A 16,724-nucleotide genomic window follows, 5' to 3' on the forward strand; every position below is an offset into this window, starting at 1 on the left:
CTTCTCAAATAAAGCTACAGCGAAAATACAGCGAAGGCCCCCTTCCCTGAAGAAGAGGGCCCTCCGCTGCGGCTGCTTTTTCGTCACATCTCCCTATTTCTTCCTTAAGGATTATAGGGGATTGAGAATGATCTTACAATTACATTTTTACCTTCATGAAGCTTTCCATCCGCTCCAGCGCTTCCGTCAGCTTCGCAGTGGAAGCCGCGTAGGAGCAACGGATATGGCCTTCCCCGCCCGTTCCGAACACATGACCCGGCACAGCGGCAACTCCCGCTTCCCGAAGCAGGCCAAATGCAAATTCCTCCGAATTCATTCCGGTATGCCCGATGGAGGGAAAGGCGTAAAACGCCCCCTGCGGCTCATGGCAATGCAGCCCGATGGATCTGAGCCCTTCAACGAACAGCGATCGGCGCTGTCTGAAGCATTCCTTCATCTTGTCCTTGTCTGGCAGCGCATGACGCAGCGATTCGATCGCGGCAATCTGGCCCAGCACAGGCGCGCACATGGCGGTATATTGATGGATTTTCAGCATCGCGGCCAGCAGCTCATGGTTACCACAAGCATAGCCGACCCGCCAGCCGGTCATGGCGAAGGCTTTGGAGAAGCCGCTGATCACAATCGTCCGCTCCTTCATTCCGGGCAGCGAGGCGATACTGACATGTCTGCTGTCATAGGTCAGCTCGGCATAGATTTCATCTGACAGTACAATCAGATTGCTCTCTTTTACAATTTCGGCAATCGGAAGCCAGTCCTCGTAAGACATTACAGCCCCCGTAGGATTATTCGGGAAGTTCACCATCAGCAGCTTGGAGCGCGGGGTGATCGCTTTGCGCAGCGCTTCAGCGGTCAGCTTGAAGCCCTGCTCCGCGCTTGCTTCGACCTCCACCAGCGTGCCTCCGTTGATATAGGCGATAGGAGAATAGGCAATGTAGCTTGGAGCCGGGATGATAATTTCATCCCCCGGAGCGGTGAACGCGCGCAGCGCAAGATCCAGCGCTTCACTGCTGCCCACCGTTACCATCACCTCATTCATGGGATCATACGATAGTCCGAAGCTTTCTTGCTGGTAACGGGCAATCTCCTCCCGCAGCTCCGGCAGTCCGGCATTGGGAGTGTACATCGTCTCCCCCCGGTTCAAGGCACGGATACAAGCTGCTCTCACATGTTCGGGTGTGGTGAAATCCGGTTCGCCTACACCGAGTGATATAATATCGTTGTTACCGGCAGTGAGATCAAAAAAAGCGCGGATGCCCGAAGGCGCAATCTCCCGTACACGCGGAGCAATCTGCTCACTTGCCAGAGAGCTCCTGTTCATCATCAGGGATGTATGCTGCTTATCCATAACTGACCACTCCTTGCTTTTCTTGTTCCACCGTCCCCCGCCGTTCCGCAAGCGAGCCGGAGATAATTTCATCCAGCAGCCCGCTGAAGGTATATCCGGCCGCAAGCGCGCTTCTCGGCAGCAGGCTCGTTTCCGTCATTCCCGGCAATGTGTTCACTTCCAGCACATAAGGAACGTCGTCCTTAACCAGCATATCCACCCGCGCGTACACCGTGCATCTCAGCGCCTGGTAGCAGGCCAGCGCCGCCGCGCGTACCCGTTCTTCAAGCTCTGCAGGCAGCCGGATTACCCGTTCCTCCGCTCCGCCCAGCTCATATTTGGCACTGTAATCGAACCAGTCGGCCCCCAGCGAACGGATGCCGATGATGGGCAGCAGCTTTCCCCCGAGAATCGGGCAGGTAATTTCCTCGCCAACGGTATAACCTTCAATCAGCACCGAACGGTCCACGGCAAAAGCCTTCTCCACCGCACTCCGCAGCTCCGCACTGCTGTTCACCTTGGTCATCCCGATGCTGGAGCCGCCCGAATTCGGTTTAACCATCACCGGATACCCGAGACGGTCCACTGCTTCCAGCGATAAATCCTCCATGCGGTCCAGACACAGCCAGGCCGGGGTGTGAATGCCTTTGCTGGCGAGAACGGTTTTGGTCAGATGTTTATCCATGCACAGGCTGCTTGCGAGCACACCGCTTCCGGAATAGGGAATGCCCAGCGTTTCCAGCGTTCCCTGCACCGTTCCGTCCTCGCCATAGGCGCCGTGGAGGGCTAGCAGCGCGAAGTCCAGGCCTTTTACACCCTCAATCAGCTCTTCCCTTGAATGGATGACCACCGGCACACCCTCATATTTGCTGCGGTCCAGGTGCTTCAGCATTTCTCTGCCTGTATTCAGCGACACCTCATATTCAGAGGATACTCCACCCATAATCACGCCTACTTTTATCATCCTCAAAACCCCTCTTCATCCCAGTAATTGCCGTGCTGTTCTGCCGATAATCTCAATGCCCTTGCGGATATTCCCGTCAGCCACCCTGGAGAAGCCCAGCCGCAGCGTATTTTGTCCTTGCCCGTTCGTATAAAAGATATCCCCCGCTGTAAAAATAACCCCCTGCTTCCGGCACGCCGCCAGCAGCTCTCTCGTGCTGAAGCCCTCTTCAAACGTTACAAAAAGATGCAGTCCGCCGTCACCGGTGATGGATGCGTACGGAATATATTCCTTGCAGCAGGCCAGGGTCAGCTCGTATTTGCGTTTATATTCCATTCTGGCCCGCTTCAGATATTTCTCCAGATTGCCGCCCAGCAGGTATTGATACAAAATGGATTGATCCAGCGTCGAGGTGTGAATGCAGCGCGCCCGCTTGACGCTCTCCAGATAATAGATCAGCTCCTGATCCGCCAGCACCCAGCCTACCCGCAGCCCGGGGAACAGCACCTTGGAGAAGCTCCCCAGATAAATCACACTGTTACCCCCACCCGCCGCCGCAATCAGAGGGGCAACATGCGAACCGGAATACCGCAGCTCCTCATTGAAGCCGTCCTCGATCACGGGCACTTTGTACTCCGCCATCAGCTTCATCAGCCGCTGTCTTTTCTCGGGGGACATAACGATACCCGTAGGGTTGTGGTAGGAAGGAACAAAATACGCGCAATCATATTCACGCTGCTCCAGCGCCTTTTTCAGCTCCCCCAAATGGATGCCATCCCGCTCCATCGCCACACCCGTTATTTCAAAATCGTGCAGCTTCATATTCTTAATTGCCGTATGATGCGTCGGATTCTCGCAGAGCACCGCCCCAGCCTTGCGGCCAAGCGCAGACAGCACCACATCAAAACCTTCTGTGAACCCGTTCGTAATCAGAAAATCCTTGCCGCGCGTGTCCACGCCCTTATGCTCCATATATTGCCGCAAATAGTCTATTAAAGGCTTATACCCCTTGGCATAGCCATAGTTCAGCAAAACATTGCCTTCCACCGACATACGTTCCAGAAAGGCCCGCTTCACATTGTCCAGATCAAACAGACTTTCATCGGGCGCAATGCTGGTAAAAGAAATCGTGCCCTTCTCCGCGCGAATCCCGCGCTTCATAATATCCAGTTCCTCGGCCAGCTTCGCCGTACTGCTTAACCGTTCTTTCCAGTCCAGAGTCCAGCCGGAGGCTTCCGGCTCCATCTGGGTGGCGGCGGGTGACACATAGCTTCCCTGACCCCGCACCGCATAGGCAAAACCGTCATCCTCAAGCCCCGTATAGGCGGAGATGATCGAATTGCGGCTTACGTTCAGCAGGAGGCTAAGCTCGCGTGTGGACGGCAGCTTTTGATTCCCCTGGAGGGCGCCTTTGATGATCAGCTGCTTCATATAATCTTTGACCTGAATATATACCGGCCGACCGGCAATCAGCTTGAAATCCTTGAACATGCTTCAATCGCCCCCATAGCTATCATGTCACAGTCTTCTCCGTAAAAAAAGAACCACAGCCCCGGGATTTTCTTCCGGAGGTGGTTCTTTGGCAGGTTAGCTTGTCTGAGTTGGCAAGCCGCCCGCCATTCCTGTTTAGCCATCCAGCGGCGTTATCAGGTCAAGCGTCAGCCAGCACCAGCGGCGAAAAGCGGCCTGCGGCTAACTGCCTGCACGCCGCTTTAGTATAATCGGCATCACCTGTCCCGGCGGTGGAGCTGCTGCCGTACGGAAGGTGGCGCCAGCCTGGGACCGGGCAATCAACTGGCGGATCACTCCCCCGTGAGTGACAACTAGCACACGTTGCCTGAGCGGCTCCCTCGAAGAATTCTTGAAGGGCGTTATGTCCGCTTCAGCCTCACGGTATAAATCGTCCAGGAAATGCTCCAGCCTGGCTGCAAAAGCCTCCCAAGGCTCTCCATCCGGCGGTGTATACGCCGCCGGATCATCAATCCAGCTTCTGTAGTCCGGATTATCCTTCAACTGCTCATAGGTGCAGCCTTCCCACTCTCCAAAGCCGGTCTCACGCAGACGGGAATCATAGATGGCACTTTGCTCCAGTGATGGGGCAATGAGGGCCAAAGTTTCCCGGCATCTGCGCAAATCGCTGCAATACACCCGCCAGAAATCCCCCGCCAGTTCCGGCTGCTGCCGGAGTCCGGCCAGCACCTGCCGTTCCTCCGGCAGCAGCGGCAAATCCGTGCTGCCCAGATAGCGGCGCTCTCTGTTCCACTGCGTATGCCCGTGGCGGACAAGCACCAGCTCCAGCTCAAGTTCAAGTTCACCTTTGCGCTCAATTTCCGGTTCATGCCCCGGGTACAGTTCATACAGTTCATCCTCAGGTTTCAATTCAACCTCAGGGCCTGGTTCATGCCCAAATTCGGGTTCGGCTCGGTCATTGGCCATTTTCTTCGCTCAGCCTCCAATTCCGTGCCATAGCAAGGCTGCCGCCGCACACAGGCAGACAAATATGGCGGAAGAGCGCAGCATCAGCCGTGAGGCAAGGATAATATCCTCTGGCTCCATAGCCCGCAGGGGATCGCCCATGTAGGCGCGGAACGAAGCCACGCCGTGGTACACATTCTCGCCGCCCAGGCGGATGCCGAGTGCTCCGGCTACCGCTGACTCGGGGTAGCCGCTGTTCGGGCTGGGATGCAGGCGGGCATCGCGCCGCACCATGCGCCAGCAGCTCCGCCAATCCAGCTTCAGCAGCCAGGCGCAGAAGACCAACAGCAGCGCTGTAATCCGCGCCGGTATGTAATTTGCCACATCATCGAGCCGGGCGGATGCCCAGCCGAGATCGCGGTATTTGTCGTTTTTATAGCCGACCATAGAATCGAGCGTGTTCACTGCACGGTAAGCCATTGCCAGCGGCGCTCCGCCCAGCAGAGCAAAGAACAGCGGAGATATAATCGCATCGACGATATTCTCCGCTACGGTCTCCACCGTGCCGCGGACGATTTCCGGGCTGTCCAGCTTTGTGGTGTCGCGGCCGACGATCATGCCGACCGCCTTGCGCGCTGCCGGGATATCTCCCTTGCTTAGCTCCGCGTAGACGGCCATCCCGGCATCCTTGAGTCCCTTGGAGGCAATGGTGGTCGAGATCAGCCAGATCTCGGCCGCCCAGGCCAGCCAGGGCGAGACCCGGGACAGCAGCCAAACCAGCGCTGCTGTCAGCACCCAGGCTCCGCCTGCTACGAGCAGCGGGAGCAGCACCCCCGCGCGCTTCAGAGCGCGCGGCTGTGAACAGAAACCGCGGATCGACCGCTCAATGGCGGAGATTGCCTTTCCCATGAGCACCACCGGATGCGGCAGCCGCTGGGGATCGCCGATAATCCGGTCCAACACATAGGCTGCAATCAATATAATCGTGAGTGTCACCGGGCTTCACCCGGCAGCGGCTCGCAGCATAAACCGCTCATTGGCTGCCCTTCCTTGCCGGCTGCGGGGATGCAGCCTGGGCCTGCTCCGGTGCGGAGACCGGACTGTGTGGCTTCACTGACTGGGATGATGCAGCCTGAGCCGGGTCCAGCGAGAAACCCACCGGCTCCGGCATGGCGACCGGACTGTGCGGCTTCGCTGGCTGAGCTGATGCAGCCTGAGCCGGGTCCAGCGCGGAGCCCGCTGGCTCCGGTGCGGAGACCGGACTGTGCGGCTTCACTGGCCCGGCTGCCTTTACTGAAGCGAGGCTGGCCGTTACAGCGGCGTACACCAGCCGGCCAATGGCTCCGCCGAGGTCGGTGGCGGTTCCGGCGTAGACATGCTCCGCCCCGTAGCGGCGGCTTCCGCTTACCGCCAGCACGACCGCATCGGTCGTTGTGCCGGTGGCAATCAGGCCATTCTCGGGATCGGTGACCCCGAGATCGGCCAGGGCGGCAGCCTTCGCTTCGGCTGCCGTCATTACGGCATTGACCATCGCAGACGGAGTCAGGCGGCCGTCAATGCCCAGCATGATGTTGATCGTGCCGGGGCGGTACGCCGCCAGCACGTTGCGCTTTACCCCGGCGCGCGCGGCATTGCCGGAAGCTGCGGTCACGCAGCAGAAAATCCCCGCCGAGCCGGTATCCTCTTCCGCGACGGCGGCATGCTCTAGCGGCACAGCCGTCATCAGGCCCGCGCAGCCCTCCAGCGGGTATCCCCACTCCTCCAATTTATTCTCCATATCGCGTACCGGATTGCTGCACTCGTAATCACGGCTGACGAACTGGTTCACAGCCCGCTTCAGGCGCACCATCCCTCCACCATACACCGCACTCGAAAGCCCATCCGCTTCAGCCGGGAATTCCAGCAGCAGATGCTCCTTTTTCCATTCGAGCGCAAGTCCAGGCCAAACAGCAGAATGATACGCCGTCACACCGCCGCCAAGTTTAAAAGGAAGTTGTACTTCACCCATATTGATCCCGCTCCTCTCACAGCATTTATTAACAATAACTTCCTCTCCCACTATAATAAGTGGAATTTCTCCCGCTAATCAGTGCCTGCCCTCTCTCCCGAAAGCAATAGTTGGAAAAAGTAAACCTAATCCGGCCCTAATCGGCCGATATACGGTATTTCACCTGAATTAGTTGGAGAAATTCCCACTACTCCCCGCATTAACAGGGATTTCAGCAAATTAGTTATACAAATTCCACTTAACGGTTGAGCGGTAGCCCCAAACTTCCCCTCCCGTTACGTTCTCCCGTGCTCCGGCTCACTCTGCTGCCACTCCAAGCCCCTTCAAGCCCCTCACACTCCCGCCCGCAGCGTCTCCTCCATCTGGCGGAGGAGGCGGGCATTGTCCTCGCGGCCTTTGACGGCAACGCGGATGTGCCCCGGCCCCAGGCCGGGATACATGGCGCAGCTGCGCACCAGGATGCCGCTGCGCCCCAGCTTCTCCTGCAGGGCCGCAGCGCTCCAAGGCGCGGGCAGGCCCAGCAGCAGGAAGTTCGCTTCGCCCGGCGGCACCTCGCAGCCGAGCCGCAGCAGGCCCTGCCGCAGCGCTTCGCGCTCTGCGGCAATCAGCCAGCGCGTGCGCTCCTCATATTCGCGCCCGCTGCGCAGACAAGCTTCCCCGGCCAGCAGAGCCAGGCCGTTCACGCTCCAGGACACCTGCTTGCCGGTCATAGCCGCGGCAAGCTCCGGGGCTGCGATCGTATAGCCCAGCCGCAGCCCCGGAATGGCAAAGAACTTCGTCATCGAGCGGATCAGCACCGTATGCCGGTAAACCCCAAGCTCTGGCAGCAGCGATTGCCGCCGCTCCTCGGGGATGAAGTCGATGAACGCTTCATCCACTGCCAGAACCGTCCCGCAGCGCTCCGCCTGCTGCGCCAGCAGCCGCAGGTCGTCCAGCGCATACTGGACGCCGTTCGGATTGTTCGGCTGTCCAAGGAACAGCAGGTCCACCTGCTCCAGCAGCCCGGCGATGCTGTCCACGCTTGCCCGGTACTCCTGCTCCCGCGTTCCCTGAACGGACAGCACCTCGGCACCGAACTGCTCTGATAGCTGCCGGTATTCGGAGAAGCAAGGCTCGACAACGCCCACCCTGCGTGGCGCTGCAGCCAGCAGCAGCAGCGCCATGGACTCGGCGGCCCCGTTGCCCACAGTAATCCAGTCCACATGAATCCCCAGGCTCTCTGCCAGCAGAGATTTTAACCTGCGGTGACCGGGATCGGGATACGCCGTTATGGCAGTTAATGAATCCCGCAGCAGCTCCAGCACGCCAGGCGGCGGTCCGAGCGGGTTGATATTGGCGCTGAAATCAAGAAAAGCCCCGCCGCTGCCATCCCCGTACAATTCCGCCGCTGTCAGCAAATCGCCGCCGTGGCCGTATTTTTCAAGCATGCCTACACTCCCTCTAATCTTTCTCCTTTTATACTCTTTATGGCTCATTGACCCCATTATTGCCTCATTGCCGGAAATACGTCAATCCTCAAGGCCCCGGCAAGCAAGGCCATTTCACCTCTTTCAGGCAGAGGTCTCCCCCGGAAACCGTCGTTTCTTTTGTACAAACCCAGCTTTTGGTTTAAAATAGAACCCGTATTCAATCATGCCTAAGCGGAGGAATTCACTATGCTTTTTATTGATAACACAGGAATCACAGACGCATCGGTCAATCTGGCGATTGAGGAATTTGCCCTGAAGAATCTGCCTATGGACGAAAGCTATCTGCTTTTTTATATCAACAGCCCGTCCATTATCATCGGGAAACACCAGAACACCATTGAGGAAATCAACCAGGAATATGTGAAGGACCATAATATTCAGGTGGTGCGGCGGTTGTCCGGCGGCGGGGCCGTGTATCACGATCTGGGCAATCTCAACTTCAGCTTTATTACCAAGGACGACGGACAGTCTTTTCATAACTTTTTGAAATTCACCCAGCCTGTCATCGACTATTTGCAGGCAATGGGTGTGAATGCCGAGCTGAGCGGACGTAATGATCTGCAGGTCGGTGAGCAAAAAATCTCCGGCAATGCCCAGTTCTCCACACGCGGACGCATGTTCAGCCACGGCACACTGATGTTCAACCTCAATCTGGATGATGTGCAGGCTTCGCTGAACGTGAACCCGGAGAAATTCAAATCAAAGAGCACCAAATCCGTGCGCAGCCGTGTAGCCAACATCAAGGAGCTGCTCGGTACCGATATGACGATTGAAGAGTTCCGCGAAGGGCTGCTGCGTTCCATCTTTGGCATGGAGCCTTCAGAGGTTCCGCAGTACAAGCTGACTCAGGAGGACTGGGTGCGGATCAACGAAATCTCGGAGGAGCATTACCGGAATTGGGATTGGAACTATGGCCTGTCGCCGAAAAGCAATGTGAAGCACACCCGCAAATTCCCGGCAGGGCTTGTCGATATCCGCATGGACATTGAAGATTCTCTCATTCAGGAGATCAAAATCTACGGCGACTTCTTCGGCGTCGGCGATGTAGCAGATGTAGAGAACGCGCTGCGCGGCAAGCGTTATGATGAAGCCGAGGTCAGAGCGGCTCTGTCCGGGCTTGATCTGAAGCATTATTTTGGCCGCATCGAGCCGGAGGATTTCATCGGTCTGATCTTCCTGGAGGAATAGCATCCCCCTCGGCATAAGTTACCCGGAGCAAAAGGCTTACCGGCTGCAACCACGCAGCGGTAAGCCTTAATGCTTTTAACCTGTTACAGACGTTTTCTCTGAACGGGAATCCATACTTCGCAGATAGAATCAGCTTGGCTCTCATCCACCCAATAATATTTTTCAATGCACGGACCCTCAACCTGCTCAAAGTTCGCTGAAGGAAACCACTCCGCATAGATGCGTCTCCATACATTTATAATTTCTAGCCCAAGCTCAGCATCATCGGGAATTTGCTCCCTGCTGTCGAACACCGCATAGGTTTGAGCGGGAATATGAAGAACGGTTAAGTCCTGCGGAATTTCATTTGCCTCCTTTACCTCGAAGCCCATCAAATACCGTTTCGTTCCATCTTCGCTGAAATCGTAATGATAGCCGAACAGAAGGGAGCCGTGAGGCTTTCCTACAGCTTCATTGATGTGATCATGCGTGCTATCCTTCCAGATTTTCTCCACAAATTCGGGTATTTCCGCAGAAGCATCCTTTCGAATAATAAAATCCTTGCCCACCACTACCGAAGCACTTTCCTCCACAATGCGATAATTCATTTCCGTTACCCCTTTAATCTGAATTTGAAAGGAGATTCGCGGAAACGACTTGAGCTTCACATCCTTTTTCTTCGCAGCAGACGGTGTCATGCCATGCAACCGCTGAAAGGCTTTGGCGAACGCCTCAGGATTCTCATAGCCATACTTCAGCGCCACATCAATGACTTTACTGTCCGTACTTGCCAATTCTTCGGCAGCGAGCGTAAGCCGGCGGTTGCGAATATATTCGGTTACAGTAAAGCCGGTCAAGGCATGAAACATCCGCTGAAAATGGTATTTAGAGGACAAGGCAGCTTTGGCAATATCCTCAATTTCAAGTCTCGTCTGCAGCCGCTCTTCTATATAGTCGATAGCCTGGCGCAGCAATACCAGTGTCTCCATATTCTCATCTCCTTTCTCCTTCAAGGTACAGGAAATCAGGCGGTTGTTCCTGTCTTGGGATGCTCCGTTTTGTCCGGAAACTGCCCTCTTCTTCGGGAATACACTTATGCTCTCGAAAGCTTACGCTTCTGGTACAGCAGCAAACCTGTTACAAAATAGATCACTGTGAGCAGAGCAATCATCAAGCCGTCGAACCACACATCGCCCAAGCCTGCTCCATAGTTCAGGATGCTGTTAAATGCATTTGCAGTATGCGTAAGCGGCAATAGATCTGCAAGCCCGAAGGAATGCCCGCCTATTGTAAGCAGATTCAGCTTCGGAAGCGGAAACATGCTGCCCGAGAAAAACATTAGAATAAAGAATGGAAAACAGCCAACAGTCAGCACATCAAACACTGTGTTTAGGAAGCTTGCCACCACCAGGCTGATAGCAACCATCGAGAAGCTGGATAGAAGCCCTATGACAAGCACAGCGCCAAATCCTCCCGCCGGTTTGTAGCCCAGTCCAAGCGCCGTCCAGTAGGAAAGAACAATTGCTGCTGCGGCTACAATCGCTTGCGTAATACATATGCCGCCAAGGAAATTGAACGCGCCCAGACGGCTAAGCTTCAAGCGGATCAGTGTCTTTTTATCATTTTCCTTCACAATTGACGCAGTTGCTGTAAAAAGAATCATTAACACAGCCAAAGAAATCAAACCCGGAACATATCCTTCAAATTCATTGAGCGGCTGTTTTTTCTCAAGAAAGGTTTCGTTTATCTTTGTGGGCAGCTTTATTTGGGCTATCTCCAAGCCTTGCTGGTTCACACCATCTGCCGCCAGCACCGCCGCAACCGGATATCTCAAATTTCCCATGCTGCCATAAAAGTCTACAAGAGCGGGGTTCTCATTGTTATCAGCAGATTTGCGGGCTAATTGGTCCGAATAATCTTCTGGGATAATGATTCCTAGATCTATGGCTTTTTCTTTTATTTTTGCCTCTAATTGATTCTGGCTGCTGAAATCAGCTATCACAAAAATATTGGCGTTATCCTGCCCCTTCATATGCTCCAGATTTTGGATTAATTCGATGGATGACCGGCCAGCATCATAATTGATAACGCCCAATTTATAGGTGGTTGGCTCCCCTCCATAAAACAGGTTCATCAGGAATAAAAAGAACGGGGAGAACAGCAGCACCAGCGCAAGAACCTTCCAATCCCTTATGTTTTCCTTAAATGACTTTGTAACAGAAGCAGCCAGCTTCATTCACGCAGCCCCCTTCCCGTCAGAGCAATAAACACATCCTCAAGCGTCCGCTTTCTGACCGTCGTAACCTCTACATCTCCTGCCCCGTATTGATCCTTGAGCTTCTCAGGCGTGTCTACCAAAAGCACCTTCCCGTGGTCAATGATTGCCACCCTGTCTGATAGTCTATCGGCTTCATCCATGTCATGGGTGGTAAGGATAACCGTTGTTTCTTGAGCCAGCCCTCTGATGAAGTCACGGACAAGAAGCCTGCTCTGAGGATCAAGCCCTGCCTGCGGTTCGTCCAAAATAATCAGCTTCGGGTCATGAACAAGCGCCAGCGCGATGTTGAGCCTCCTTTGCATGCCGCCTGACAGCGTTTTGGCAAGGCTGTTTCTTTTATCCCAGAGTCCAAGCTTTTGCAGAAGGCTTTCCGCCTTATTAGCAGCCGCTCTTGAGGTCAATCCATAGGACACCCCGGCAAATTTCAACTGCTCCAGACAGGTCAGCAGCTCCCAGATGACAATATCCTGCGGACACAGCCCAATAATCCCTTTGATCCGCTCATAGCCCGAAGACATGGAGATGCCATTGACCGTAATTTCACCTGAATCGACTTTCAGAAGACCGCACAGCATTTTTATAGTAGTAGACTTACCGGCACCATTGGGCCCGAGCAGCCCGAACACCTCTCCCTTACGCACCGAAAAGCTTACATCATCTACCGCGCGCAGTTCACCATAGCTTTTGCTTAATCCTTCTACAGACAGAATAATCTCATGCTCCATTCATTGATTACTCCTTTCCGTCATTTCAGCCAGACCTGCCCAAAACGCTCCGCCAGAAGCTCGATCTCTTCTTCAGGATGAATCATCGCATAAGAAACAACCCCATCCAGCGCTCCCATCAAGGATATCCCATAGGCTTCAGGGTCCTTCATTTCAGCCTCGCCAGATTCGACTGCTTTTTGGAACATTCCCACAAAGAAAGATGTGCTTTGTTTGACGTATTCTCTGTAATACTCCATAAGGGCCGGAGCCTGCAATGCTTTGGACATGGATAAGAAAAGAAAGCTCAGCTCCCTTGGCCTGCTTGCCCAAAAGCTCAGATAATCGCTAATGTATTGTCTTAATCCGTCCATAGCACTGCTATTCATGCTCGCCTTTTCCGCCATTTCTATTAGCGGCTCCGACAGCTTCTGATTCGCCTCCATCAACAGCACCTCCTTATTGGGAAAATGATGATAAAAGCCGCCCTTGCTGACACCGGCTCTCTTGGCAATTGCATCTACAGATGCGCCATCATAGCCCTTTTCGAGAAACTCCTCTACTGCTGCCAGGAGCAAAGACTCTACTCTATGCTCTTTCAACTGCTTTTTTGTCATTGGTTATTCTCCATTCCGACCGTCGGTATGTTTATTTTAACAAGCTCTATTGTGGGTGTCTATGAAGTAAATAACATTACAGGACAATCGCTTACAGATTTTTTTGAACCCCTGTACTCAAAGTTTCAGGAAATAATGGCTTCGGAAGCGTCAGCCCTATTTACCAGGTAACGAAGGTGGAATTTCCCGACTTCACCTCTCCACGCTCCAACAACGGCATTTTTGCTGTTATTTCTTGGCATACCACCCAATCTTGCCCCAACAACGGCATTTTTGCCGTTATTTCCTGGTGTACCACCCAATCTTGCTCCAACAACGGCATTTTTGCCGTTATTTCCGGGCGCACCACCCAATCTTGCTCCAACAACGGCGTTTCTGCTGTTATTTCTGGGCGCACCACCTAATCTTGTTCCAACAACGGCATTTCTGCCGTTATTTCCGTGCGCACCACCTAATCTTGCCCCAACAACGGCATTTTTGCCGTTATTTCTTGGCGTACCACCCAATCTTGCTCCAACAACGGCATTTCTGCCGTTATTTCCGGGCGTACACCCTAATCTTGCTCCAACAACGGCATTTCTGCCGTTATTACCGGGCGCACCACCCAATCTTACTTCAACAACGGCATTTTTGCTGTTATTTCCGCGCGAAGCACCTGCTCACGGTTCTCCTTGTTTCACCTGTTTTTAGTTCATTTCGTAAGCGATTACCCTTATAACATCCTACAGTGGCAGGCTCCGCATAAAAGCAAAAGGCTCCCCGCTGCTAAGCAGCGGAAAGCCTTCGGTGTCGGGTGTTGCATTCGGGTCCATGCCCTTCTCAAGCGGTGAGTACAAATACATACACAACGAGTGCGAGTGTCAGCACAATGCAGACATTCTCCACCGCGCTGCCCTTCTTCGTCCCGGTGCTCATCAGCTTCAGCCGCAGCTTGAAGGGGAGCGGAGGCAGCGGGGTAATTCCGCGCTGGGTCAGGGCATCGGCCAGCAGATGCAGCGCGTAGGACATGCCCCCGGCAATCCACAGGCTGCCGCCGTCATCCATGCCAAGCGAGGCAAAATAGAGCAAGGCGCTCCAGCCGGCCACGCCGTACAGCGTATGCGTAAGTCCCCGGTGCGGCACAACCGAGGAGACTACTAGCACGCAAGCGGCAATGTAGTTCCAGGGATCATAGGCATCCGCGAACGCGAACAGCGCCAGGGCCAGCAGCAGCATTACCAGATGCCGCAGCCTGCGGCCCGGCAGGAAGGACACGCTGCCGACCAGCAGCGCCAGCGCAATATTCCAGGGCGGTGCGGCCACTCCGGCAAAATAAAGATAAACAGCCGTCCCAATGAGCGCCACCTGCAGTATCCGCAGCAGGAATTCCGGCACGGCCTTGCGCACCAGCAGCGAATTCGGCTCGTCGATATCAGGCAGCAGGGCGCTGAGTCCCGCTACGGCGACCGCCGGAATCGTAATGTCATAGCCGAGCAGGCTCATGGCGGATAGGGTTATCCCGGTGCTGATGATTAAATGGGATTTGCCCATCATGGTGTACCCGCTCCTTTCTAAGATGTAGAGACTATCCTGCGTAAAAATAAGAACAGGTGTACGGTTATCGAAGTATACCAAGGGCTGGCTTTTTTGTCCAGCCTTTGGTTGTAATTCGATTGCTTAATCCCTTGGCAGGCGGCCTGTAGAGCAGTTTCGTCTTGTCCTCCTCACTGTTTTAAGTTACAATTTTGACAACTTCAGTTGGCCTGTATTCTGGCCTGATTCAAGAAAGGATGACCTAGGTGAACCGCTCCCGAATCGCCGATTTCAGTCTGCTGCTGGTGGCGATGATGTGGGGCTGTACGTTTCTGATTGTGCAAAGCGCGGTCAAGGTGCTGCCGCCGCTCGCCTTCAACGGCATCCGGTTCACGGGTGCCGCCGTGCTGCTGGCGCTGATCACCACCGTTTTTTACCGCCGGGAATGGAAGCTGATGAGCTGGCGCATGGTAATCCATGCCCTGCTGCTGGGTCTTTTTCTGTTTCTGGGCTATGGCTTCCAGACAATGGGACTGCTCTACACCAGCACATCCAACACCGGATTTATTACCGGACTGTCGGTTGTGCTTGTCCCCTTCCTGTCGCTGGCACTGCTTAAGACCGCCATCTCCCGGTATACCTGGTTCAGCGCGGGCCTCGCGGTGGCAGGCCTCTACCTGCTCACCTTCACCGGCTCCGCGCTGTCCTTGAACCAAGGCGATGCGCTGGTGCTGCTCTGCGCTGTCGCTTTTGCACTGCAGGTCGCATATACCGGCGTATACGCTCCGCGTTATCCTGCGCTGCCGCTCGCCACGCTGCAGCTTGCCTTTGTCGGGCTGCTCAGCGTAGCCGCCTCGCTGCTCGTGGACGGCCCCGCCCCGCTTGCGCACAGCGGGGCGCTGATCCTGAAGCCGGATGTACTGTGGGCGCTGCTGGTCTCCATCGGCCCTACGAGCGCTTTTGCCTTCTGGATTCAGACCGCCTGCCAGAAATACACCACACCAGCCCGGGTGGCGATTATTTACGCCACCGAGCCGGTGTTTGCCGCCCTGACCGGGCTGATGTTTGGCGGGGAAACGCTCGGCATCACTGCAGCGCTGGGCTGTCTGTGCATTCTTGCAGCGATGCTTATTGCCGAGCTAAGCCCCGAGCCTGCCCAGGCAGCTCAAGAGAATTAAGCCTGGCTTCAAGCCAGGCGCCCCAAGCTGTTATAGAGAAAAAGGAGAGAACCCAAATGTACAAATTGATTGCAATTGATATTGATGACACGCTAATTAATGATGAGAAGGAAGTAACCCCCGCGACGCAAACTGCACTGGAGCAGGCTGTGGCCGCAGGTGTTGTGGTTACACTTGCCACCGGACGCGCTTATGCTTCGGCCCAGGCCATTGCCCGCCAGACCGGACTGAATGTGCCGATTATTACCTACCAGGGCGCACTTGTGAAGAATCTGATGGATGAAAAAGTGCTGTACGAGCGCTATGTGCCGCAGGACGCCGTACGTAAGCTGTTCAACTATTGTGTGGAGCATAATCTGCACCTGCAAACCTACATTGATGACAAGCTCTACGCGCGCGAAGAGAACCAAAAGCTGATCGACTACTCCACCCTCAACGGAACCCGGTACTACATCGAGCCGGATTGGGAGAAGCTTGTACCGCAAAAAACACCAAAAATGCTGATCATCGACGATCCCGCATTCCTGGACGAGCTGGCGCCAATTCTGCGTGAGCTGCTGGGCGATTCCGTGCACATTACCAAATCCAAGCCGCATTTCCTGGAGATCATGCACCGTGAAGGCACCAAAGGCCTCGCTCTCGAATTCCTTGCCGCGCATTTCGGCTGCGATATGTCCGAAACCATCGCTGTCGGCGACTCCTGGAACGACCACGAAATGCTGGAAGCCGCCGGCCTTGGCGTTGCTATGGCTAATGCCATTCCGGCGCTGAAGGAAATCGCCGACTTCGTCACCCTCAGCAACAACGAAGACGGCGTGAAATATGCCATTGATAAATTCATCCTTAAAACTGCCGGTCAAGAAGCGTAAGCAGGCAGCAGAAATCCCCCGGGTCTTGAGCGAAGTGGAATTTCTCCCGCTAATCTGCTCAAATCCGTGGTAAATTGAGGTTTAGTTGGAATTTGTCCATCTAATTCGGACTAATTCATGATTTACCGCCTGATTCGAGCGAATTAGGGTTACATTTTCCCACTAATAGCCCATCGGGGACTGGAATCTTCTAATTAGCTCTACTTTTTCCACTTCACATTGTTATTCAAGAGAGGCCGC

Annotated in this window: 16 protein-coding genes; 3 read left to right on the forward strand and 13 right to left on the reverse strand. The window is 54.7% G+C overall.

What is annotated here, in order from left to right; genetic code table 11:
• Positions 1–139 precede the first annotated feature (139 nt).
• The 7 genes from AC0LWN_RS15260 to cobD form a co-directional block, all read right to left on the reverse strand.
• On the reverse strand, positions 140–1,321 hold the full coding sequence (locus AC0LWN_RS15260) for an aminotransferase class I/II-fold pyridoxal phosphate-dependent enzyme (RefSeq protein ID WP_474667112.1): 1,182 nt from the start codon (positions 1,319–1,321) through the stop codon (positions 140–142).
• 16 nt (positions 1,322–1,337) lie between these two features.
• Positions 1,338–2,288 carry a D-alanine--D-alanine ligase gene (locus AC0LWN_RS15265; protein ID WP_474666696.1) on the reverse strand — a complete coding sequence of 317 codons (951 nt, stop codon included), beginning with the start codon at positions 2,286–2,288 and terminating at the stop codon, positions 1,338–1,340.
• A gap of 15 nt (positions 2,289–2,303) precedes the next feature.
• On the reverse strand, positions 2,304–3,758 hold the full coding sequence (locus AC0LWN_RS15270) for an aminotransferase-like domain-containing protein (protein ID WP_474666698.1): 1,455 nt from the start codon (positions 3,756–3,758) through the stop codon (positions 2,304–2,306).
• Positions 3,759–3,959: 201 nt separating this feature from the next.
• Positions 3,960–4,703: a histidine phosphatase family protein gene (locus AC0LWN_RS15275; RefSeq protein WP_474666700.1), complete on the reverse strand. Its 744-nt coding sequence runs from the start codon at positions 4,701–4,703 to the stop codon at positions 3,960–3,962.
• 9 nt (positions 4,704–4,712) lie between these two features.
• Positions 4,713–5,678, reverse strand: coding sequence for an adenosylcobinamide-phosphate synthase CbiB (gene cbiB, locus AC0LWN_RS15280; RefSeq protein WP_474666702.1), 966 nt, complete (start codon positions 5,676–5,678; stop codon positions 4,713–4,715).
• Positions 5,679–5,715: 37 nt separating this feature from the next.
• Complete coding sequence (locus AC0LWN_RS15285) at positions 5,716–6,690, reverse strand: adenosylcobinamide amidohydrolase (RefSeq protein WP_474666704.1); 975 nt, start codon at positions 6,688–6,690, stop codon at positions 5,716–5,718.
• Positions 6,691–7,022: 332 nt separating this feature from the next.
• Positions 7,023–8,117, reverse strand: coding sequence for a threonine-phosphate decarboxylase CobD (gene cobD, locus AC0LWN_RS15290; RefSeq protein ID WP_474666706.1), 1,095 nt, complete (start codon positions 8,115–8,117; stop codon positions 7,023–7,025).
• A 228-nt stretch (positions 8,118–8,345) separates the two neighbouring features.
• Between cobD and lplA the strand changes: the two genes are divergently transcribed.
• The gene (gene lplA / locus AC0LWN_RS15295) at positions 8,346–9,347 is read left to right on the forward strand and encodes a lipoate--protein ligase (protein WP_474666708.1); all 1,002 of its coding nucleotides are present in this window, start codon (positions 8,346–8,348) and stop codon (positions 9,345–9,347) included.
• Between the two features lie 83 nt (positions 9,348–9,430).
• Here the strand turns inward: lplA and AC0LWN_RS15300 are convergent, their stop codons facing one another.
• The 6 genes from AC0LWN_RS15300 to AC0LWN_RS15325 form a co-directional block, all read right to left on the reverse strand.
• A complete protein-coding gene (locus AC0LWN_RS15300) occupies positions 9,431–10,315 on the reverse strand; it encodes an AraC family transcriptional regulator (protein ID WP_474666711.1) in 885 nt (294 codons plus the stop codon).
• A gap of 104 nt (positions 10,316–10,419) precedes the next feature.
• Positions 10,420–11,562 (reverse strand): ABC transporter permease, encoded by a 1,143-nt coding sequence (locus AC0LWN_RS15305; RefSeq protein ID WP_474666713.1) that lies wholly within the window; start codon positions 11,560–11,562, stop codon positions 10,420–10,422.
• Entirely contained in the window at positions 11,559–12,329 is a 771-nt protein-coding gene (locus AC0LWN_RS15310) for an ABC transporter ATP-binding protein (RefSeq protein ID WP_474666715.1), read from the reverse strand. Before AC0LWN_RS15310 ends, AC0LWN_RS15305 begins: the two co-directional genes overlap by 4 nt.
• Positions 12,330–12,349: 20 nt before the next feature.
• Positions 12,350–12,925, reverse strand: coding sequence for a TetR/AcrR family transcriptional regulator (locus AC0LWN_RS15315; RefSeq protein ID WP_474666717.1), 576 nt, complete (start codon positions 12,923–12,925; stop codon positions 12,350–12,352).
• Between the two features lie 125 nt (positions 12,926–13,050).
• Positions 13,051–13,533, reverse strand: coding sequence for a hypothetical protein (locus AC0LWN_RS15320; protein ID WP_474666719.1), 483 nt, complete (start codon positions 13,531–13,533; stop codon positions 13,051–13,053).
• 211 nt (positions 13,534–13,744) lie between these two features.
• Positions 13,745–14,458: a metal-dependent hydrolase gene (locus AC0LWN_RS15325; RefSeq protein WP_474666721.1), complete on the reverse strand. Its 714-nt coding sequence runs from the start codon at positions 14,456–14,458 to the stop codon at positions 13,745–13,747.
• 245 nt (positions 14,459–14,703) lie between these two features.
• Between AC0LWN_RS15325 and AC0LWN_RS15330 the strand changes: the two genes are divergently transcribed.
• Positions 14,704–15,615 (forward strand): DMT family transporter, encoded by a 912-nt coding sequence (locus AC0LWN_RS15330; RefSeq protein ID WP_474666723.1) that lies wholly within the window; start codon positions 14,704–14,706, stop codon positions 15,613–15,615.
• 56 nt (positions 15,616–15,671) lie between these two features.
• On the forward strand, positions 15,672–16,484 hold the full coding sequence (locus AC0LWN_RS15335; RefSeq protein WP_474666725.1) for a Cof-type HAD-IIB family hydrolase: 813 nt from the start codon (positions 15,672–15,674) through the stop codon (positions 16,482–16,484).
• Positions 16,485–16,724 lie beyond the last annotated feature (240 nt).

Source organism: Paenibacillus sp. sgz302115 (genome assembly GCF_056120445.1).